The 19,708-nt window shown below is 65.9% G+C and carries 16 protein-coding genes; 10 read left to right on the forward strand and 6 right to left on the reverse strand.

The annotated features are described in order from the left end of the window. Positions 1-30 precede the first annotated feature (30 nt). The 7 genes from ACFW0B_RS01000 (at position 31) to ACFW0B_RS01030 (ending at position 6,956) form a co-directional block, all read left to right on the forward strand. Positions 31-1,524 carry an MBOAT family O-acyltransferase gene (locus ACFW0B_RS01000; RefSeq protein WP_449146096.1) on the forward strand — a complete coding sequence of 498 codons (1,494 nt, stop codon included), beginning with the start codon at positions 31-33 and terminating at the stop codon, positions 1,522-1,524. A gap of 12 nt (positions 1,525-1,536) precedes the next feature. Then, positions 1,537-2,685 carry an alginate O-acetyltransferase gene (locus tag ACFW0B_RS01005; protein WP_449146097.1) on the forward strand — a complete coding sequence of 383 codons (1,149 nt, stop codon included), beginning with the start codon at positions 1,537-1,539 and terminating at the stop codon, positions 2,683-2,685. A 67-nt stretch (positions 2,686-2,752) separates the two neighbouring features. Continuing rightward, on the forward strand, positions 2,753-3,397 hold the full coding sequence (locus ACFW0B_RS01010; protein WP_449146098.1) for an alginate O-acetyltransferase AlgF: 645 nt from the start codon (positions 2,753-2,755) through the stop codon (positions 3,395-3,397). A 138-nt stretch (positions 3,398-3,535) separates the two neighbouring features. Then, positions 3,536-4,978, forward strand: a complete 1,443-nt coding sequence (locus ACFW0B_RS01015; RefSeq protein ID WP_449146099.1) for a mannose-1-phosphate guanylyltransferase/mannose-6-phosphate isomerase — start codon at positions 3,536-3,538, stop codon at positions 4,976-4,978. 65 nt (positions 4,979-5,043) lie between these two features. Next, positions 5,044-5,508 (forward strand): multidrug transporter, encoded by a 465-nt coding sequence (locus ACFW0B_RS01020; RefSeq protein WP_449146100.1) that lies wholly within the window; start codon positions 5,044-5,046, stop codon positions 5,506-5,508. Between the two features lie 159 nt (positions 5,509-5,667). Next, positions 5,668-6,498: an SDR family oxidoreductase gene (locus tag ACFW0B_RS01025; RefSeq protein ID WP_449146101.1), complete on the forward strand. Its 831-nt coding sequence runs from the start codon at positions 5,668-5,670 to the stop codon at positions 6,496-6,498. Positions 6,499-6,587: 89 nt separating this feature from the next. After that, positions 6,588-6,956: a hypothetical protein gene (locus tag ACFW0B_RS01030; RefSeq protein ID WP_449146102.1), complete on the forward strand. Its 369-nt coding sequence runs from the start codon at positions 6,588-6,590 to the stop codon at positions 6,954-6,956. A gap of 25 nt (positions 6,957-6,981) precedes the next feature. Here the strand turns inward: ACFW0B_RS01030 and ACFW0B_RS01035 are convergent, their stop codons facing one another. Then, positions 6,982-7,887, reverse strand: a complete 906-nt coding sequence (locus tag ACFW0B_RS01035; RefSeq protein ID WP_449146103.1) for a DMT family transporter — start codon at positions 7,885-7,887, stop codon at positions 6,982-6,984. 148 nt (positions 7,888-8,035) lie between these two features. Between ACFW0B_RS01035 and ACFW0B_RS01040 the strand changes: the two genes are divergently transcribed. Beyond that, a complete protein-coding gene (locus tag ACFW0B_RS01040) occupies positions 8,036-8,908 on the forward strand; it encodes a helix-turn-helix domain-containing protein (protein WP_449146104.1) in 873 nt (290 codons plus the stop codon). On the opposite strand, the gene ACFW0B_RS01045 is transcribed toward ACFW0B_RS01040, so the two are convergent. Both ACFW0B_RS01045 and purL read right to left on the reverse strand, forming a co-directional pair. Next, positions 8,909-9,226, reverse strand: a complete 318-nt coding sequence (locus ACFW0B_RS01045) for a YqfO family protein (protein ID WP_449146105.1) — start codon at positions 9,224-9,226, stop codon at positions 8,909-8,911. A gap of 387 nt (positions 9,227-9,613) precedes the next feature. Next, positions 9,614-13,510: a phosphoribosylformylglycinamidine synthase gene (gene purL, locus ACFW0B_RS01050; RefSeq protein WP_449146106.1), complete on the reverse strand. Its 3,897-nt coding sequence runs from the start codon at positions 13,508-13,510 to the stop codon at positions 9,614-9,616. Between the two features lie 167 nt (positions 13,511-13,677). On the opposite strand from purL, the gene mltF reads away from it, so the two are divergent. Then, positions 13,678-15,141, forward strand: a complete 1,464-nt coding sequence (gene mltF / locus ACFW0B_RS01055) for a membrane-bound lytic murein transglycosylase MltF (RefSeq protein ID WP_449146107.1) — start codon at positions 13,678-13,680, stop codon at positions 15,139-15,141. 44 nt (positions 15,142-15,185) lie between these two features. Here mltF and tadA read toward each other — a convergent pair whose 3' ends face one another. Together tadA and ACFW0B_RS01065 are read right to left on the reverse strand one after the other, a co-directional pair. Next, positions 15,186-15,674: a tRNA adenosine(34) deaminase TadA gene (gene tadA, locus ACFW0B_RS01060; protein ID WP_449146108.1), complete on the reverse strand. Its 489-nt coding sequence runs from the start codon at positions 15,672-15,674 to the stop codon at positions 15,186-15,188. 7 nt (positions 15,675-15,681) lie between these two features. Further along, on the reverse strand, positions 15,682-17,046 hold the full coding sequence (locus ACFW0B_RS01065; RefSeq protein WP_449146109.1) for a multicopper oxidase family protein: 1,365 nt from the start codon (positions 17,044-17,046) through the stop codon (positions 15,682-15,684). 206 nt (positions 17,047-17,252) lie between these two features. Between ACFW0B_RS01065 and ACFW0B_RS01070 the strand changes: the two genes are divergently transcribed. Continuing rightward, entirely contained in the window at positions 17,253-17,906 is a 654-nt protein-coding gene (locus tag ACFW0B_RS01070) for an intradiol ring-cleavage dioxygenase (protein ID WP_449146110.1), read from the forward strand. Positions 17,907-18,107: 201 nt separating this feature from the next. Here the strand turns inward: ACFW0B_RS01070 and guaA are convergent, their stop codons facing one another. Beyond that, positions 18,108-19,685, reverse strand: a complete 1,578-nt coding sequence (gene guaA, locus ACFW0B_RS01075; RefSeq protein WP_449146111.1) for a glutamine-hydrolyzing GMP synthase — start codon at positions 19,683-19,685, stop codon at positions 18,108-18,110. Positions 19,686-19,708: the final 23 nt, after the last annotated feature.

A 19,708-nucleotide genomic window follows, 5' to 3' on the forward strand; every position in this document is an offset into this window, starting at 1 on the left:
TGACATCAAACGTTCAACGGAGAGACTCGGATGGTCTTTTCTTCCAACGTGTTCCTGTTCCTGTTCCTGCCGACATTCCTCGGCTTGTACTACCTGGTCGGGACACGCTACAGAAACCTCTTGTTGCTGGTCGCCAGCTACATCTTCTACGCCTGGTGGCGCATCGACTTCCTGGCGCTGTTCGCCGCCGTCACGGTGTTCAACTACTGGATCGGCCTGCGCATCGGCGCGGCCGGCGTGCGCACCCGCTCGGCACAGAAATGGCTGATCCTCGGCGTGGTGGTGGACCTGTGCGTCCTCGGCTACTTCAAGTACGCCAACTTCGGCGTCGACAGCCTCAATGCCATCATCACCTCGTTCGGCATGGAGCCCTTCGTGCTCACGCACATCCTGCTGCCGATCGGGATCTCCTTCTACGTCTTCGAGTCCATCAGCTACATCATCGACGTCTACCGCGGCGACACCCCGGCGACGCACAACCTGATCGACTTCGCGGCCTTCGTGGCGATCTTCCCGCACCTGATCGCCGGCCCCGTGCTGCGCTTCCGCGACCTGGTGGACCAGTTCAACCACCGCACCCACACCGTGGACAAGTTCGCCGAAGGCTGCACGCGCTTCATGCAGGGCTTCATCAAGAAGGTCTTCATCGCCGACAGCATCGCGCCGATCGCCGACCACTGCTTCGCCCTTTCCGACCCGACCACCGGAGATGCCTGGCTCGGCGCGCTGGCCTACACCGCGCAGCTGTACTTCGACTTCTCCGGCTACAGCGACATGGCCATCGGCCTCGGCCTGATGATGGGCTTCCGCTTCATGGAGAACTTCAACCAGCCGTACATCAGCCAGTCCATCACCGAGTTCTGGCGGCGCTGGCACATCAGCCTGTCCACCTGGCTGCGGGACTACCTGTACATCAGCCTGGGCGGCAACCGTGGCGGCACTTTCCAGACTTACCGCAACCTGTTCCTCACCATGCTCCTGGGCGGTCTGTGGCACGGCGCCAACTTCACCTACATCATCTGGGGCGCCTGGCACGGCACCTGGCTGGCCATCGAACGCGCCCTGGGCGTGAACGCCGCCCCGCGCGCACTCAACCCGCTGAAATGGGCCTTCACCTTCCTGCTGGTGGTGATCGGCTGGGTGATCTTCCGCGCCGAGAACCTGGACGTGGCCTGGCGCATGTACGCCGCCATGTTCAGCTTCGGTGACTGGAGCCTTTCCGAGCTCAACCGCGCCCAGCTCACCAGCCTGCAGATCGCCACTCTGGTGCTGGCCTACGTGGTGCTGGCCGTATTCGGCATCCGCCAGTTCTACGCCCAGCCGCTGGCCGGCGCGCCCAAGGCGAAGGCCCGCGATGAGGACGAGGGGATCGCCATCAATGCGGACGGCAGCGTCAGCCTTGCCACCAGCCGCGTGAAGCTCGGCGCCCTCGCCTTCCACGCCGCCGTGCTCCTGCTGTTCGCCGCCTCGGTGCTGAAGCTCTCGGCGCAGAGCTTCTCGCCCTTCCTGTACTTCCAGTTCTGAGTGGAGCCGACCATGAACAGAACCCTGAACCTGCTCTACATCCTGCTTTTCTGCGCCCTGCTGCTGGCCCTCAGCCTGTGGTCCCTGCGCGCGGTGTTCGGCTTTTCCGTGGCCAGCGAAACCAGCGTGCTGGACGGCAAGCTGGCGCAGGCCTTCGAGAAGCGCTACGACGACCAGTTCCCAGTCAAGCAACTGGGCACCAACCTCTGGGCGCTGCTGGACTACAAGCTGTTCGGCGAAGGCCGCCAGGGCGTGGTCATCGGCCAGAACGGCTGGCTGTTCTCCAATGAAGAGCTCGACCCGGTGGCCGACGGCGCGCGCCACATGCGCGACAACCTGGCGCTGATCCGCGGCGTACGCGACGAGCTGCAACGGCATGACGTGAAACTCCTGCTGGCCATCGTTCCGGCCAAGTCGCGGCTCTATCCCGAACACCTCGGCGAGGCCACCCCGACCGCCCTGCGCCAGGACCTCTACGAGCGCTTCCGTGGCGCCGCGCGCAAGGCCGGGATCACCGCCCCCGACCTGCTCGCCCCGCTGGAACGGGCCAAGGACCAGGGCCAGGTATTCCTGCGCACCGACACCCACTGGACACCCTTGGGCGCCGAAGTGGCGGCCGGCAGCCTGGGCAGGGCCGTGGGCCAGGCCATGAGCCTGCGCGGCGACCCGCAGCCCTACGTGACCGACATCCAGGGCGTGGATACCTACAAGGGCGACCTGACCCGCTTTCTGCCCCTTGACCCGCTGTTCGAGAACCTGATGCCGGCTCCGGACCAGCTGCAGAAACGCGCCACCCGCAGCGAAAGCGAAGGGGCCGCCAGCGACGACGCCCTGTTCGCCGAAAACGATGTGCCGGTGGTGCTGGTGGGCACCAGCTACAGCGCCAACGACAAGTGGAACTTCGCCGGTGCCCTGCGCCAGGCCCTGCAGCGCGACCTGGTCAACCACGCCGAGGACGGCCACGGGCCGATCCTGCCGATGCTCAAGTACCTCAAGAGCGACGAACTCAAGGACGCCCCGCCGCAGCTGGTGATCTGGGAGTTCCCGGAACGCTACCTGCCGATGCTGAGCGACCTGTCCGACTTCGACCCTGAATGGATCGCCAGCCTGCGCAAGGGCGCCGGCCCCGATGAACGCCTGGCTGCGCGCCCGGGTAACTGAATCTCCCCTCGCAAGGGGCAAACAGGGCCGAAACCGGCCCGATCAAGAGAAAGTGGAGGTACACCTCATGAACCGACAGAACAACCGCAGCTGGACGTCTTATGCCTGCGCCCTCGTGCTCGGCCTCGGCGCCCTGCAGGCCCAGGCCGATGAAGGTGGCCTGTACGGCCCGCAGGCGCCCAAGGGCTCGGCATTCGTCCGCGCCTACAACGCCGGCAGCAGCGAGCTCAGCATTAACGTCGGCAACACCGCGCTGACCGACGTCCCGCCGCTCGGCTCCAGCGACTTCAAGTTCCTCCCGGCAGGCAACTACAGCGCCCAGGTCGGCAGCAACAACCTCTCGGTGAAGCTGGAAGCTGACCGCTACTACACCCTGGTCAACCAGACCGGCAAGCAGCCGCAGCTGGTGGAAGAACCGCCCTTCACCAACAAGCAGAAGGCCCTGCTGCGGGTACAGAACCTGTCCGACGCGAAGCTCACCCTGAAAACCGCCGACGGCAAGACCCCGGTCGTCGAGGACGTGGCTCCGCAGGGCCGTGGCGAGCGCGAGATCAACCCGGTGAAAGTCGGCCTCGCCCTGTTCGACGGCAGCCGCAAGGTCAGCGACCTCAAGCCAGTGTCCCTGCAGCGCGGTGAGGTGGTCTGCCTCTACATCACCGGCAGCGGCGGCAAGCTCTCCCCGGTCTGGGTCAAGCGCCCGGCCGAATCCTGAGACCAGGCCTCAACGGAGCGAGAACCGGCGCGGGACGCACCGCGCCGGTCATTACCCGCCACGCAGAGGGCGGGAAAGAAAGAAATGTGATCGATGGAAGCAGTGCCCTCAACCCATGACAGTTCTAGGAGAAACACCATGATTCCCGTGATCCTCTCTGGCGGTAGCGGCTCTCGCCTCTGGCCTCTTTCGCGCAAGCAGTATCCCAAGCAGTTCCTCGCCCTCACCGGCGAACAGACCCTGTTCCAGCAGACCCTGCAGCGCCTGAACTTCGACGGCATGCAACAGGCCGTCCTGGTGGCCAACCAGGATCACCGCTTCATCGTGCAGGAGCAGCTCGACGCCGTCGGCATCCAGGCCCAGGCCATGCTGCTCGAGCCCTTCGGCCGCAACACCGCGCCGGCGGTGGCGATCGCCGCCATGCAGATGGTGGCCGAAGGCCGCGACGAGCTGATGCTGGTGCTTCCGGCCGACCACGTGCTGCGCGACCAGCGTGCTTTCCAGCAGGCCCTGGCAATGGGCAGCATCGCCGCCGAGAAGGGCGAGATGGTGCTCTTCGGCGTGCCCGCCGAGCGCCCGGAAACCGGTTATGGCTACATCCGCGGCAAGGCCGACGTGCGCCTGCCCGATGGCATCAGCCGCGTTGCCGAGTTCGTCGAGAAGCCGAACGAAGAACGCGCCCGCCAGTACGTGGAGTCCGGCGACTACTTCTGGAACAGCGGCATGTTCCTGTTCCGCGCCAGCCGCTTCCTGGAAGAGCTCAAGCACCACGACGTGGACATCTACGACACCTGCCTACTGGCCCTGGAGCGCAGCCAGCGTGACGGCATCGCAGTAAGCATCGACCCGGCCACCTTCGCCTGCTGCCCGGACAACTCCATCGATTACGCGGTGATGGAAAAGACCGAGCGCGCCTGCGTGGTGCCGCTCTCTGCCGGCTGGAACGACGTGGGCAGCTGGAGCTCCATCTGGGAAGTGCACGACAAGGACCGCGACGGCAACGTCACCAAGGGCGACGTGGTGGTGCAGGACAGCCACAACTGCCTGGTCCACGGCAACGGCAAGCTGGTGTCGGTGATCGGCCTGGACGACGTGGTAGTGGTCGAGACCAAGGACGCCATGATGATCGCCCACAAGGACCGCGTGCAGGACGTGAAGCAGCTGGTCAACCGGCTGGACGCCGATGGCCGCAGCGAAACCCAGAACCACTGCGCGGTGTACCGCCCCTGGGGGTCCTACGACTCGGTGGACATGGGCGGCCGCTTCCAGGTCAAGCACATCACGGTGAAGCCGGGTGCGCAGCTTTCGCTGCAGATGCACCACCACCGCGCCGAACACTGGATCGTGGTTTCCGGCACCGCCCAGGTGACCTGCGACGACAAGGTGTTCCTGCTCACCGAGAACCAGTCGACCTACATCCCGATCGCCTCCGTGCACCGCCTGGCCAACCCGGGCAAGATCCCGCTGGAGATCATCGAGGTGCAGTCCGGCAGCTACCTGGGCGAGGACGACATCGAGCGTCTGGATGACGTCTACGGCCGCGCGCCGCAAAGCGCCACGGTGCCCAGCATCGCCCACTGATGCCCGGCCCGGTGCAATACCGGGTCGCGCTTGCGCTAGCATGGAGGGCCTCAAGGAGGCCCTTCATGCTCATCGGCACCATCCTCATCCTCACCTGGCTGATCCTGCTGCTGCGCTACCCGGCCAAGGCCTTGCCGCTGTCCCTGGCGGCCGTGCTCGGCCTGGCGCTGATCGCCCTCTGGGTGCTTTGGGAAGAACGCGGCACGGAACGCCGTTTCTCCCGCCTCGATATCCAGCTCGCCTACGCCCCGCAAAGCTGCCCCGCCGACCGTCCGTTGTCGATCCGGGTGCGCAATGGCAGCGACGCGGTACTGCGTGATCTCGCCTGGCAGGTACAGGCCTTCCGCCCTGGCGACACCATCAACCTGGCCCAACCCAGCTACGAGCATCCGCGCTACCTCGGCCCCTCCGAACTGCAGCCTGGCGCGCAATGGCAGGACTGCCTCGTGCTACCGCCCATTCGCCAGGGTTATCGCGCACGATCACTGGAGTTTCGCGCCACCCATCTGCGTGGCACATTCGTCGACTGAACTGAAAGCACCCTCTCCCCCGGCCCCTCTCCCGCAAGCGGGAGAGGGGAGACAAGCAATACCCGCCAGCTTCAACCAAGGCACGGACGCCCCCCTCGCCCTTCAGGGAGAGGGCTGGGGAGAGGGTGAAGCGGACGCCACCTCAGCAAAGGACCCAATATGCCCACCCCCACCGCCCTGATCACCGGTTGCTCCAGCGGCATCGGCCGCGCCCTGGCCGAGGCCTTCAAGGCCGCCGGCTACAGCGTCTGGGCGACTGCCCGCAAGCCGCAGGACCTGACCGCCCTGGAAGCAGCCGGATTCACCGCCGTTGCGCTGGACGTGAATGACCAGCCGGCTGTGGCGACCCTCGCCGAGCGGCTGGAGCAGGAGGAAGGCGGACTCGACGTGCTGGTCAACAACGCCGGTTTCGGCGCCATGGGACCGCTGCTGGACGGCGGCGCCCCGGCCCTGCGCAAGCAGTTCGACACCAACGTCTTCGCTCTGGTGGATGTGACCCGCGCCTGCTTCCCGCTACTGCGCAAGCGGCGCGGACTGGTGGTGAACATCGGCAGCGTCTCCGGCGTGCTGGTCACCCCCTTCGCCGGCGCCTACTGTGCCTCCAAGGCCGCGGTGCATGCCCTCTCCGATGCCCTGCGCCTGGAACTGGCGCCCTTCGGCATCGGCCTGATGGAAGTGCAGCCCGGCGCCATCGCCTCCAGCTTCGGCGCCAGCGCCACTCGCGAGGCGGAAAACCTGATCAGCGAAAGCTCGCCCTGGTGGCCGGTGCGCGAAGGCATCCGCGCCCGTGCCCGCGCCTCCCAGGACCACCCAACGCCGGCCGAAGACTTCGCCCGAACCCTGCTTGCCGCGGTGCAACGCAAACCGCGTCCGGCACTGGTGCGCATCGGTAACGGCAGCCACGCCCTGCCGCTGCTGGCGCGCTGGGTGCCGAGAGCCCTGCTGGACCGGGTGCTGAAGAAGCGCTTCGGCCTCGGCGTCGAGCTATGACGCCCCCGCAGGTTGGTCTGAGCGCAGCGAGGCCCAAGGCGGCCCGCGAACAGCTAGAGTTATCCCCGTCCCGGTCCCGAGGAACCACCATGTCGCTCCCCTTGCGCTACGCCGTCGGCGGCGTGGCCCTGGCCATCGTCCTGAACTTGCTGTTGCGCAGCTTCGTCAAGATCGGCGGCATCTTCGCCACCCTGCTGATCGCCGCCGCCACGGCCGCCCTGCTGGCCCTGGCCTTCCGCTTCATCCAGCGCCGCGCACCGCAGTCGGGCGAGCGCTGGCGCATCGTCCTCGGTTACGGCGGCCTGCTCGGGCTGCTCTACCTCGGCCTGCTGGCGATGATGACTCTGCAGGACACCCCCAGCCCCATGGGCGTCCTGCTGTTCCTGGTGCATTACCTCTGCTATCCGCTGATGGCTGCGGTGCTGCTGTCGGAACGGGTGTTCGCCAGATTCCGCTGACGCCACCGCCCCTTCGCGGACCGGTTCATGCACGGCCCGTCGTGGCAGCCGCAGGCAGGGCCGGCCTGGGCTTGCGGAACACCAGGACGTTGCCGGCCATCACCAGGGCCAGGCCGAACAGCGCCGGCAGAGTCCACTGGTAGCCCTCGACGAAAGCCGAGATGTTCAGCGCCACCACCGGGAACAGCACGGTGCAGTAGGCCGCGCGTTCCGGCCCCATGCGGCCGACCAGGGTCAGGTAGGCGGTGAAGCCGATCACCGAACCGGGAATCGCCAGGTAGAGCAGCGAACCGATGTAGCGGGTGTTCCATTCCATGCCGAACGGCGTGCCGCTGACCAGGCACCAGGCGCTGAGCATCAGGGCGCCGTAGAGCATGCCCCAGGCATTGGTGGTCAGCGGCTTGAGGCCGACCTTCTGTTGCAGGCTGGAAAGCATGTTGCCAGCGGAAAAGCACAGGGTGCCGAGCAGGGCCAGTCCCAGGCCGATGAGGGTTTCGCGGCTGGCGCTGTGGTGCGAGAGCTCCGGCCAGAACAGCAGCCCCAGGCCGAGAAGGCCGAGGCCGCCACCGGCGAGCACGTTGGGCGCGATGCGCTGGCCGAAGAGGATCCGTGCATTGAGGGCGTTCCACAGGGTGGCGGTGGAAAACACCACGGCGATCAGGCCGCTGGGGATCCACTGGCTGGCGGTGTAGAAGCACATGAAGTTGACGCAGAACAGGCACAGGCCCTGGGCCAGGCAGATCATCTGGGCGCGGCCGTCGAGCTTCTGCAGGCGGCGGCTGAGCAAGAGGATGGCGAAAAGCACGGCGGCGGCCAGGGCAAAGCGGTAGGCGATGGACGCGGGGATGGCGACGCTGCCCATCTGCAGCTTGATGGCAATCCAGGTGGTACCCCAGATCAGGACGGTGAGCAGGTAGAGGGACAGGTTCATCAGGGTGACTCCGGTTTCGATGCAGCCAGTCTCCGCCCGCCGCCTCTGCCCCGCTTGCACAAACTTGCGCTTATCTCGTCGGGAGACTGCCCGCGTCCGTCCGCGCGCGTTAGCATGAACTCCATTCGCCAACCGGCCGGCCCTGCCCATGTCGCTACTCGATCAGCACCAGGTCTTCCAGTCCCTCAGCAGTTCGCCCAACGCTCGCCTGGAGCATTGCGCGGAGCTGGGCGACGGCCTGGGCGCGGCGCTCTGGAGCAATCATCACGACGCCCGCGACTACCAGGGACCGAAGGTGCACACGCTGTCCTGCTACCTGGCCGGCGGCACCGGCACCTTCCGCCGCGAACGTCCGGATACCAAGGGTGCGCCGGACAAGCTGTGCATCCTGCCTGCCGGGCATGAATCCTCATGGGTGATCAACGGCGAAATCCGCCTGGCCCACCTCTACTTCAGCGCCGAGCATTTCGCCCAGGCCGCGGTCACCCTGCTGGATCGGGAGCCCCGTGAGTTGCAGCTGCGCGAACGTACCTTCCTCGACGATCCGCAGCAGGCGCGGAATTTCCACCAGCTGATCGCCCTGGACTGGGACGAACCCGCCGAACGCCTGCGCGCAACCAGCCTGGCCCACGAGATGATCCACCACAGCCTGCTGACCCAGGCCGGGATACGTGACGGGCTGCGCCTCAAAGGGGGACTGGCGCCGGTGCTGCGCCGGCGCCTCATGGAGTACATCGACAATCGCCTGGCCGAACCCATCAGCCTGGGCGAACTGGCGGCCTACGCGGCGCTGTCGGAATATCACTTCGCGCGGATGTTCCGCGAGAGCTTCGGCATGCCGCCGCACCAGTACGTGCTGGCACGCCGACTGGAACTGGCGCGCAAGCTGCTGCGCGATGGCGAGTTGCCGCTTGGGGAGATTGCCCTGGCGTGCGGCTTCGCCAGTGCCAGTCACTTCAGCAATCGCTTCCGCGCGGCGGTTGGCGCGACGCCGGGAGCCTACCGCGCGGCGTTTCGCTGATCAGAACACCAGGTCGGAAAGGCGCCAGACCTCGAAGGCCGGAGTCTCGTATGGGTGAGCCTTCTTCAGCGCCTTGACCGCGTCGTGGATCAGTTCGTCGGCGACGACCATTTCCACCTTCCATTCGGCTACATGCTCGACGGTTCCGGTCTGGCCCAGATACGGACTGCTGCCCTCGAGCGGACGGAACTGCCCCTGTCCGAGCGCCTGCCAACAGCAGCTGTCATAGCCACCGATGCGCCCCCCGCCGGCTGCGAAAATGGCTTTTTTCACAGGTTCCAGATGGCTTTCCGGAACGTAGAAACACAGCTTGTACATCGGGTTCTCCGCGTGGTTCCAACGAGGGGTTCGTACTCGGCAATGATGGCACTATGACCTCACTTTACCGAGGCGCTGTTCACATACGGCGAGTTGGACCCATGGTGCGCAAAAGCGTTCTCCACGGGAAAGTGCATCTGGCGATAAAGGTGAAGCCATACTCACCTTTCCAGAAACGCCACAGCGTTGTCCGAAGCTGGCGTCGGCGAGCGGCCTTTACATAGGATCTACAGGAAACGAAAAAGGCGGGAGAAGAGTGCCTTCTCCCGCCTTTTTCTGTCGATGTCCGAGCGGGCCAATTACTAGGAGCTGGCTGAAACAACCCTCTCCCGCCCTTCGGGCACCCTCTCCCTGAAGGGAGAGGGTCATCAGATGGCCTGCGGCCTTTTAATCCACCCAGACGCGGGCGTTGCGGAACATGCGCATCCAGCCGCCGTCTTCCTGCCACTCATCCGGGCGCCAGGAGTTCTGCACGGCGCGGAATACGCGTTCCGGGTGCGGCATCATGATGGTCACGCGGCCGTCGCGGCTGGTGAGGCCGGTGATGCCACGGGGCGAGCCGTTGGGGTTGGCCGGGTAGGTCTCGGTGACCTTGCCGTGGGTATCGACGAAGCGCAGGGACACGCAACCAGACAGGTCCGCTTCCAGCAGCGCCTCTTCGCTTTCGAATTCGGCATGGCCTTCGCCGTGGGCGATGGCGATCGGCATGCGCGAACCGGCCATGCCACGCAGGAAGATCGAGGACGACTCCTGGACCTGGACCATGGCCACGCGGGCTTCGAACTGCTCCGAGCGGTTGCGCACGAAGTGCGGCCAGAACTCGGTGCCGGGAATCAGCTCGTGCAGGTTGGACATCATCTGGCAACCGTTGCACACGCCCAGGGCGAAGCTGTCCTTGCGCTCGAAGAAGGCCTGGAAGCCTTCACGGGCACGGCTGTTGAACAGGATCGACTTGGCCCAGCCTTCACCAGCGCCGAGCACGTCGCCGTAGGAGAAGCCGCCGCAGGCCACCAGGCCCTTGAAGTCTTCCAGGCTGACGCGACCGGCGAGGATGTCGCTCATGTGCACGTCGATGGCGGAGAAGCCGGCGCGGTCGAAGGCGGCAGCCATTTCCACCTGGCCGTTGACGCCCTGCTCGCGGAGGATCGCCACCTGCGGACGCACGCCTTTCTTGATGTAGGGCGCAGCGATGTCCTGGTTGACGTCGAAGCTGAGCTTGACCGACAGGCCGGGGTTGTCTTCTTCCAGCAGTGCGTCGAACTCCTGGTCGGCGCAATCGGCGTTGTCACGCAGACGCTGGACACGATAGCTGGTCTCGGACCACTGGCGCTGCAGCATGCGGCGCTCGCCGCCGAACACGGCTTCGCCATTGAAGCTGATGGAAACGTTGGCGCCGTTGAACGGCTGGCCGATGACGGCAACACAATCACCGAGGCCGGCGGCGCTGAACTGGGCCAGCACTTCCGGCGTGGCGTCCTGGCGAACCTGGATGACCGCGCCCAGTTCTTCGTTGAACAGGACGGCGGCCAGGCCTTCACGGTTGTCGGCCAGGGCGTCGAGGTAGAGGTCCAGGCCGCAGTGGCCGGCGAAGGCCATTTCCAGCACGGTGGCCAGCAGGCCGCCGTCGGAGCGGTCGTGATAGGCCAGCAGGTGGCCATCGGCGTTCAGCCCCTGGATCACGGCGAAGAAGGCTTTCAGGTCTTCGGCATCGTCGACGTCCGGTACCTGCTGGCCGATCTTGCTGTAGACCTGGGCGAGGATGGAGCCGCCCATGCGGTTCTGGCCACGGCCGAGGTCGACCAGGATCAGGTCGGTTTCGCCCTTGTCCAGGCGCAGCTGCGGGGTCAGGGTCTTGCGCACATCGGTGACCGGCGCGAAACCGGTGACGATCAGCGACAGCGGCGAGGTGACGGACTTGTCCGCGCCTTCATCCTGCCAGCGGGTCTTCATGGACATGGAGTCCTTGCCCACCGGGATGGTGATGCCCAGCGCCGGGCACAGTTCCATACCCACGGCCTTGACGGTGTCGTACAGGCGCGCGTCTTCGCCCGGGTGGCCGGCAGCGGCCATCCAGTTGGCGGAGAGCTTGATGTCGCCCAGTTTTCCGATCTTCGCGGCCGCCAGGTTGGTGATGGTTTCACCCACGGCCATGCGGCCGGATGCCGGGGCATTCAGCAGGGCCAGCGGAGTGCGCTCGCCCATGGCCATGGCTTCGCCGGTGTAGACGTCGAAGCTGGTGGCGGTGACGGCGCAATCGGCCACCGGGACCTGCCAGGGGCCGACCATCTGATCGCGGGCCACCAGGCCGCTGATGGTGCGGTCACCGATGGTGATCAGGAAGTTCTTGCTGGCCACGGCCGGGTGGTGCAGCACGCGGCTGACCGCTTCCTCGATGTCCAGTTCGGCGGCGGCGAAGTCATCACCCAGCTCGGCCTCGCGGCTGACCGAACGGTGCATGCGCGGCGGCTTGCCGAGCAGGACTTCCAGCGGCATGTCCACCGGCTTGTTGCCGAAGTGGCTGTCGGCCACGGTCAGGTGACGCTCCTGGGTCGCTTCGCCGACCACGGCAAAGGGGCAGCGCTCGCGCTCGCAGATAGCCTTGAAGCGCTCGAAGTCGGCGGCGTCCACGGAGAGCACGTAGCGCTCCTGGGACTCGTTGCACCAGATTTCCAGCGGGCTCATGCCCGGCTCATCGTTGGGCACGGCGCGCAGTTCGAAGCGGCCGCCGCGGCCACCGTCGTTGATCAGTTCCGGCAGGGCGTTGGAGATGCCGCCGGCACCCACGTCGTGGATGAACTTGATGGGGTTTTCCGAGCCCAGCTGCCAGCAGCGGTCGATCACTTCCTGGCAGCGACGCTCCATTTCCGGGTTGTCGCGCTGTACCGAGGCGAAGTCCAGGTCGGCGGAGCTGGCGCCGGTGGCCATGGAGGAAGCCGCGCCACCGCCGAGGCCGATGAGCATGGCCGGGCCGCCGAGGACGATCAGCTTGGCGCCGACGGAAATCTCGCCCTTTTGCACGTGTTCGGCGCGGATGTTGCCCATGCCGCCGGCGAGCATGATCGGCTTGTGATAGCCGCGCACTTCCTCACCGTGGGGGGTGTCGATGGCCTGCTCGAAGGTACGGAAGTAGCCGGTCAGGGCCGGACGGCCGAACTCGTTGTTGAACGCGGCGCCGCCCAGCGGGCCTTCGATCATGATGTCCAGCGGGGTGACAATGCGCTCGGGCTTGCCGTAGGGCTTTTCCCAGGGCTGTTCGAAACCAGGGATCTGCAGGTTGGAAACGGTGAAACCGGTCAGGCCGGCCTTGGGCTTGGCGCCGCGGCCGGTGGCGCCTTCATCGCGAATCTCACCACCGGAGCCGGTGGAAGCGCCGGGGAACGGGGCGATGGCGGTCGGGTGGTTGTGGGTTTCCACCTTCATCAGGATGTGCACCGGCTCCTGGGTGGCGCCGTACTGGCGGGTCACCGGGTCAGGGAAGAAGCGGCCGGCGGTGAAGCCCTCGATCACCGAAGCGTTGTCCTTGTAGGCGGACAGCACGCCTTCGCGGTGCATTTCGTAGGTGTTCTTGATCATGCCGAACAGGCTCTTCTCCTGCGCCTGGCCGTCGATGTCCCAGCTGGCGTTGAAGATCTTGTGGCGGCAGTGCTCGGAGTTCGCCTGGGCGAACATCATCAGCTCGACGTCGTGGGGGTTGCGACCCAGGTCGTTGAAGCTCTTCACCAGGTAGTCGATTTCGTCTTCGGCAAGCGCCAGGCCCAGTTCGACGTTGGCCTTCTCCAGGGCAGCGCGGCCGCCACCGAGGATGTCCACGGCGGTCAGCGGCTTGGGCTGGGCGTGGCTGAACAGGCCGGCGGCCTCTTCCTGGCCGGCCAGCACCAGCTGGGTCATGCGGTCATGCAGGGTGCTGGCGACGAGTTGCGCTTCGGCGTCGCTGAGCTCACCGGCCACGTAGTAGGCGATGCCGCGCTCCAGGCGCTCGATCTTGGCCAGGCCGCAGTTGCGGGCGATGTCGGTGGCCTTGCTCGACCAGGGCGAGATGGTGCCGAAACGCGGTACCACCAGGAACAGGCGGCCGCTTGGCTCCTGTACCGGGACGCTGGGGCCGTATTTGAGCAGGCGGGCCAGAACTTGCTCTTCCTCCCCGCTGAGTACGCCAGTCACTTCGGCGAAGTGGGTGAACTCGGCGTAGAGTCCGCTGACGGCGGGGACCTTTTGGGTCAATTGCTCGAGCAGTTTGCCGTGGCGAAAAGCGGAAAGGGCGGGAGCACCGCGCAGGATCAACATCTTCGGGACAGCCTCTGGGGAAGGGGGTGTGCTTGGAGGCCGTGCATTCTAGCGCAAAGCGCCGCATTCCGGCACCTCTGAAGGTGCCTCGTGTCGCCCGGCAGCTAGCAGAGAAGATGCCCCCTGTCGAGATATGGCGCCCGCCAGGCTTTGCGTATACTCCGTGGATGCTAAATCGACACGTGTTCGGCACACGTCGGGCTTTCTGGGCCCTGGCTACCGGATTCTTCCTGATGCTCGTCGGCTGCAAGCAGCCCACCACCCTCGAGCGCGTACAGGAGGAGGGTGTGCTACGCGTGATCACCCGAAACAGCCCGGCCACCTACTTCGAGGACCGCAACGGCGAGACCGGCTTCGAGTACGAACTGGTCAAGCGCTTCGCCGACGATCTGGGCGTCGAGCTGAAGATCGAGACCGCCGACAAGCTGGACGACCTCTACTTCCGCCTGGGCCAGGCCAACGGTCCGGTGCTCGCAGCCGCCGGGCTGGTGGCCAGCGATGCGCGCAAGCAGGACGTGCGCTTCTCCCATTCCTACCTGGACGTCACCCCCCAGGTCATCTACCGCAACGGTGAACGCCGCCCTACCCGCCCCAACGATCTGGTCGGCCGCCGCATCCTGGTGCTCAAGGGCAGCAGCCACGCCGAACAGCTGGCGGCCCTGAAGGCCACCCTGCCGGGGCTGAAGTACGAGGAATCCGACGAAGTGGAAGTGGTCGACCTGCTGCGCATGGTCGACGAAGGCCAGATCGACCTGACCCTGGTGGACTCCAACGAACTGGCGATGAACCAGGTCTACTTCCCCAACGTGCGAGTGGCCTTCGACCTGGGCGACGCCACCAGCCTGGCCTGGGCCATGGCGCCGGGCGAGGACGACAGCCTCTACAACGAGATCAATGCCTTCCTCGACAAGGCCCGCAAGGATGGCACCCTGCAGCGCCTGAAGGACCGCTATTACGGCCACGTCGACGTACTCGGCTATGTCGGCGCCTACACCTTCGCCAAACACCTGCAGCAGCGCCTGCCCAAGTACGAGCAGCACTTCCGCCAGGCTTCACAGAAGAACGAGGTGGACTGGCGCCTGCTGGCGGCCATCGGCTACCAGGAATCCCTCTGGCAGCCCACCGCCACCTCCAAGACCGGCGTGCGCGGCCTGATGATGCTGACCGAGGGCACAGCCAAGGCCATGGGCGTATCCAACCGTTTGAACGCCAAACAGAGCATCCACGGCGGCGGCAAGTACTTCACCATGATCAAGGACGGTCTCTCCGACGACCTCAAGGACCCCGACCGCACCTGGTTCGCCCTGGCTGCCTACAACATCGGCATCGCCCACCTGGGCGACGCGCGCAAGCTGGCCAAGGCCGAGGGCCTGAACCCGAACAAGTGGCTGGACGTGAAGAAGATGCTGCCGCGCCTGTCGCAGAAGCAGTGGTACCGCAAGACCCGCTACGGCTACGCCCGCGGCGGCGAGACGGTGCACTTCGTGCAGAACGTCCGCCGCTACTACGACATCCTCACCTGGGTGACCCAGCCGCAGATGGAAGGCAGCCAACTGGCCGAGAACGCCAGCCACCTGCCGGGCATCAACAAGACCCGCCCGCAGGAAGACCGGCAGGACGAGAAGCTCTGAGCCCGCCCCTCGGGCTGGTGCCGAGCGAAACCTGAACGCCCGTCCTACTCCTTGCGCGCCGCGCGCCGCGCCTGGAAGAACCCCGACAGCATCTCGCTGCATTCCTGCGCCAGCACCCCGCCCTCCACCAGCACCCGGTGGTTGAGGAATTCCTGCTCGAAGAACTGGCCACGGCTGACCGCCACGCCGGCCTTGGGTTCGGTGGCGCCGTAGACCACGCGGGTGATCCGCGAGTGGACGATGAGCCCGGCGCACATGCTGCAGGGCTCCAGGGTGACGTACAGGGTGCTGCCCACCAGCCGGTAGTTCTCCAGGCGGCTGGCGGCATCGCGCACCGCCACCATTTCCGCATGGGCACTGGGGTCGTGACCGGAGATGGGGCAGTTGAAGCCGCGCCCGACTATCTCGCCATCCTTGACCAGCACCGCGCCCACCGGCACCTCGCCCAGCGCCGCCCCCTGCCGGGCCAGGGCAATGGCCTCGCGCATGAAGTGCTCGTCGCGGCTGCGGTCGATGATCCGGGGTTGGCGCATGGTTGGCTCAGGCTACTTCGATGGCGGCCATCAGGCCGGTTTCCATATGGTCGATGACGTGGCAGTGGAACATCCAGATCCCCGGGTTTTCCGCGACCAGCGCGATGCGCGCGGTCTCGTTCTTGCCCAGCAGATAGGTGTCGGTGAAATAGGGGACGATGGACTTGCGGTCCGAGTCCAGCACCTTGAACGCCATGCCGTGCAGATGGATGGGGTGCAGGTACTGGGCCATGTTGCGCAGCTCGAAGATGTAGTGGCCATCCTTCTTCAGCCGGGCGATGGGACGGTCCGCGCAGGTCTTGTCGTTGATGTCCCAGGCCTTGCCGTTGATCTGCCAGTAGTTGTTCGGCTGCCCGGCCGCGCTGACCAGGGTGGCGGCCCATTCGAAATTGAAGCGCAGCACCTCGGCCTTCTCCAGGTCGGGCTCCGGCACCGGGTTGGCCGGCAACGCCGCTGGCCAGTCGCCGGGCGCCTCGCTGCTGGCCACGCTCTTCAGGGTCGCCAGGCGCAGCGGACCATTGCGCAGGGGCAGCTCGGTACCCTCAGCCGGCACCTTGATGGCCAGTTCGATGCGCATGCCCGGCCCCAGCCAGTACTCCTTGCCCAGGTCACGGGGCTCCACGGGGTGGCCGTCCAGGGAATAGATGCGCACCTCGGCCCCCGGCAGGTTGAGCCGGTAGGTGACGGTGTTGTCCAGGTTCAGGATGCGCAGGCGCACCACCTGGCCCGCCGGCAGGTCCACAGTGGGCAGCGGCTTGCCGTTGATGGTGGTGAGACGGCCACGGGTGCCTTCGCGAGCAGCCTCGCGGGGTACGCTGAAGGCGGTGAAGGCCCCTTCCTGGTCCACGTGCCAGGTCTTCAGGCTGAGCACCTTCTCGTGCCTGAAACCTGTGGGCTCGCGTTCCTCGACGATCAACGGGCCGACCAGGCCGCGCCCCAGCTGTTGGGCGCTGGACAGGTGCGGGTGATACCAGAAACTGCCGGCGTCGTCGGTCTTGAAGCGGTAGTCGAAATATTCGCCAGGCAGCACCGGCAGCTGCGACACATAGGGCACGCCGTCCATTTCCAGCGGCACGCGGATGCCGTGCCAGTGGATGGTGGTGGGTTCGTCGAGCTTGTTGATGAAGCGCACCCGCAACCAGTCGCCCTGGCGGGAACGGAGTTCGACACCCGGCGCCTGGCCGCCATAGCCCCAGGCAGGGGTGTTGTGGCCGGCGACCAGTTCGAGGTCCAGCGGCGCGGCGATCAGTTCGTAGTCGTGGGTCTTGGCATCCAGGCTGCGGCCCAGCCAGTAGCGGGCACCGCCGGCACCCAGGCCGACCACGCCGAGGCCGGCCAGGCCACCGAGAATCTGTCTGCGAGTGAATGACATGGGGGTCAGGCTCCTCTGGGGAAGAACAGGGCTGTCCCATCGGCTAATCGAACCAGCCTCTGCCGGGCCGGCTTTCGGGCGCACAAGATACACCCCGGGACTGCGAAAGATAAGTGAAAGCATCCGTATCAACCGCGACCGATGGGCGCAGCCGCCCTGCCCTGCCGGGCGTAGGATGGGGAAATCGGCCAGAAAGGAGCGCAACCATGCCCCCCACCCGCCGCGAAATGATGCAGTTCTGCCTGGGAGGCTTCGTGCTGCTGAACTGGCCTCGACCGGGTCGTGCCGAAAGCACCGGAGTCTGCCACCTGAGCCCGGAGCAGACAGCCGGGCCCTTCTATCTGGAAGATGCGTTGCTGCGCCAGGACATCACCGACGGCAAGCCGGGCACGCTGCTGAGACTGCAGTTTGAAGTGCTGCAGGCGGACGGTTGTCGCCCCCTGGGCGATGCCGCGCTGGAGATCTGGCACTGCGACGCCCAGGGCGCGTACTCCGGCGTCGGCGCCGATCCGGCGAGCCGCTTCCTGCGTGGCGTGCAGATCACCGACGACGCTGGCCGTGCGGAATTCCGCAGCATCCTCCCCGGCTACTACCCGGGGCGCACCAACCACGTGCACCTGAAGGTGCATCTGGGCGAGCAGGATATCCACACCGGCCAGCTGTACTTCCCGGAAGCGGTGATTCGCCCAGCCATGGCGAGACCGCCATACGCACATCCCGGCCAGGACTGGACGCCGCTGGAGCAGGATTACCTCTATCGCCGCCAGGGCGGGGAACAGTCGGTGGCGGAGCTGGTGGAAGATGAGGAAGGATTCATTGCGCGGCTGACGCTGGTGGTGGATACCCGCGCCAATGCCTGAGCGGAGGTGATGGCTGTGGGGGCGACTTCAGTCGCCGAGCAGGCCGAAGGTCTGCGACGGGAGCATTGGGGCAGCTGCGCTACCCTTGGCGAATGAATTCGCCCCCACAAAGAGCCAACCCGACAAAGACTCGCCCAAAACAAAACCGGCCAGGTTTTGAGGCCTGGCCGGTTCCGTTTCGCTAGCGCTTGCGCACTCGCATCATTCCCACTCGATGGTCGCCGGCGGTTTGCTCGACACGTCGTAGGTGACGCGGGAGATGCCTTCGATTTCGTTGATGATGCGGTTGGAGACGGTCTCCAGCAGCTCATAGGGCAGGTGCGCCCAGCGGGCGGTCATGAAGTCGATGGTTTCCACCGCGCGCAGGGCGACGACCCAGGCGTAGCGACGGCCGTCGCCGACCACGCCGACGGATTTCACCGGCTGGAACACCACGAAGGCCTGGCTGGTCTTGTGGTACCAGTCCGCCTTGTGCAGTTCTTCGATGAAGATGTGGTCGGCAAGACGCAGCAGGTCGGCGTATTCCTTCTTCACTTCGCCGAGGATGCGCACGCCCAGGCCCGGCCCCGGGAACGGGTGGCGGTAGACCATGCTGTAGGGCAGGCCCAGCTCCAGGCCGATCTTGCGCACCTCGTCCTTGAACAGTTCGCGCAGCGGCTCGACCAGCTCGAACTGCATGTCTTCCGGCAGGCCGCCGACGTTGTGGTGCGACTTGATCACATGGGCCTTGCCGGTCTTGGCGCCGGCCGATTCGATCACGTCGGGGTAGATGGTGCCCTGGGCGAGGAACTTCACGTCCTTCAGCTTGGTGGCTTCTTCGTCGAAGACTTCGATGAAAGTGCGGCCAATGATCTTGCGCTTCTCTTCCGGGTCGGAGACGCCGGCCAGGCGAGAGAGGAACTTGTCTTCGGCGTTGGCGCGGATCACGCGTACGCCCATGTTCTCGGCGAACATGGCCATCACGTGGTCGCCCTCGTGCAGGCGTAGCAGGCCGTTGTCGACGAAGACGCAGGTCAGCTGGTCGCCGATGGCCTTGTGCAGCAGGGCCGCAACCACCGAGGAGTCAACGCCGCCGGACAGGCCCAGCAACACCTTGGACGAGCCCACCTGGGCACGTACGGTGGCGATGGCGTCTTCGACGATATTGGACGGGGTCCAGAGGGCGGCGCAGCCGCAGATCTCCAGCACGAAGCGGGAGAGGATGCGCAGGCCCTGCTTGGTGTGGGTCACTTCCGGGTGGAACTGCACGCCGTAGTAGGCGCGGTGATCGTCGGCCATGGCGGCGATCGGGCAGCTCGGGGTGCTGGCCAGGATGTGGAAGCCGGCGGGCATGTCGGTGACCTTGTCGCCGTGGCTCATCCACACGTCGAGGCCGAGGACGCCATCGTCGTCCACATGGTCTTCGATACCGTCCAGCAGGCGGGCCTTGCCCACCACGTCGACGCGGGCATAGCCAAATTCGCGCAGGTCGGAGCCCTGTACCTTGCCGCCCAGTTGCTCGGCCATGGTCTGCATGCCGTAGCAGATGCCGAACAGCGGCACCTTGAGCTCGAACACGGCCTGCGGTGCGCGCGGGCTGTTGGCTTCGTGAACCGACTCCGGACCACCGGCAAGGATGATGCCGCGCGGGGCGAAGGCGCGGATCGCCTCGTTACTCATGTCGAACGGGTGGATCTCGCAGTACACGCCGATCTCGCGCACGCGGCGGGCGATCAGCTGGGTGTACTGGGAACCGAAATCGAGGATCAGGATTCGGTGGGCGTGAATGTCTTGGGACATGGCCATCTCTCGTTACGGAATTC

The sequence above is a fragment of the Metapseudomonas phytobenefica genome (assembly GCF_043392685.1).
Lineage (GTDB): Bacteria > Pseudomonadota > Gammaproteobacteria > Pseudomonadales > Pseudomonadaceae > Metapseudomonas.

Bases quoted from the DNA above. Each gene is read 5' to 3' on its own strand.
- ACFW0B_RS01000 (WP_449146096.1), top strand. From the start codon at position 31: ATGGTCTTTTCTTCCAACGTGTTCCTGTTCCTGTTCCTGCCGACATTC.
- ACFW0B_RS01005 (WP_449146097.1), top strand. From the start codon at position 1,537: ATGAACAGAACCCTGAACCTGCTCTACATCCTGCTTTTCTGCGCCCTG.
- ACFW0B_RS01010 (WP_449146098.1), top strand. From the start codon at position 2,753: ATGAACCGACAGAACAACCGCAGCTGGACGTCTTATGCCTGCGCCCTC.
- ACFW0B_RS01015 (WP_449146099.1), top strand. From the start codon at position 3,536: ATGATTCCCGTGATCCTCTCTGGCGGTAGCGGCTCTCGCCTCTGGCCT.
- ACFW0B_RS01020 (WP_449146100.1), top strand. From the start codon at position 5,044: ATGCTCATCGGCACCATCCTCATCCTCACCTGGCTGATCCTGCTGCTG.
- ACFW0B_RS01025 (WP_449146101.1), top strand. From the start codon at position 5,668: ATGCCCACCCCCACCGCCCTGATCACCGGTTGCTCCAGCGGCATCGGC.
- ACFW0B_RS01030 (WP_449146102.1), top strand. From the start codon at position 6,588: ATGTCGCTCCCCTTGCGCTACGCCGTCGGCGGCGTGGCCCTGGCCATC.
- ACFW0B_RS01035 (WP_449146103.1), bottom strand. From the start codon at position 7,887: ATGAACCTGTCCCTCTACCTGCTCACCGTCCTGATCTGGGGTACCACC.
- ACFW0B_RS01040 (WP_449146104.1), top strand. From the start codon at position 8,036: ATGTCGCTACTCGATCAGCACCAGGTCTTCCAGTCCCTCAGCAGTTCG.
- ACFW0B_RS01045 (WP_449146105.1), bottom strand. From the start codon at position 9,226: ATGTACAAGCTGTGTTTCTACGTTCCGGAAAGCCATCTGGAACCTGTG.
- purL (WP_449146106.1), bottom strand. From the start codon at position 13,510: ATGTTGATCCTGCGCGGTGCTCCCGCCCTTTCCGCTTTTCGCCACGGC.
- mltF (WP_449146107.1), top strand. From the start codon at position 13,678: ATGCTAAATCGACACGTGTTCGGCACACGTCGGGCTTTCTGGGCCCTG.
- tadA (WP_449146108.1), bottom strand. From the start codon at position 15,674: ATGCGCCAACCCCGGATCATCGACCGCAGCCGCGACGAGCACTTCATG.
- ACFW0B_RS01065 (WP_449146109.1), bottom strand. From the start codon at position 17,046: ATGTCATTCACTCGCAGACAGATTCTCGGTGGCCTGGCCGGCCTCGGC.
- ACFW0B_RS01070 (WP_449146110.1), top strand. From the start codon at position 17,253: ATGCCCCCCACCCGCCGCGAAATGATGCAGTTCTGCCTGGGAGGCTTC.
- guaA (WP_449146111.1), bottom strand. From the start codon at position 19,685: ATGTCCCAAGACATTCACGCCCACCGAATCCTGATCCTCGATTTCGGT.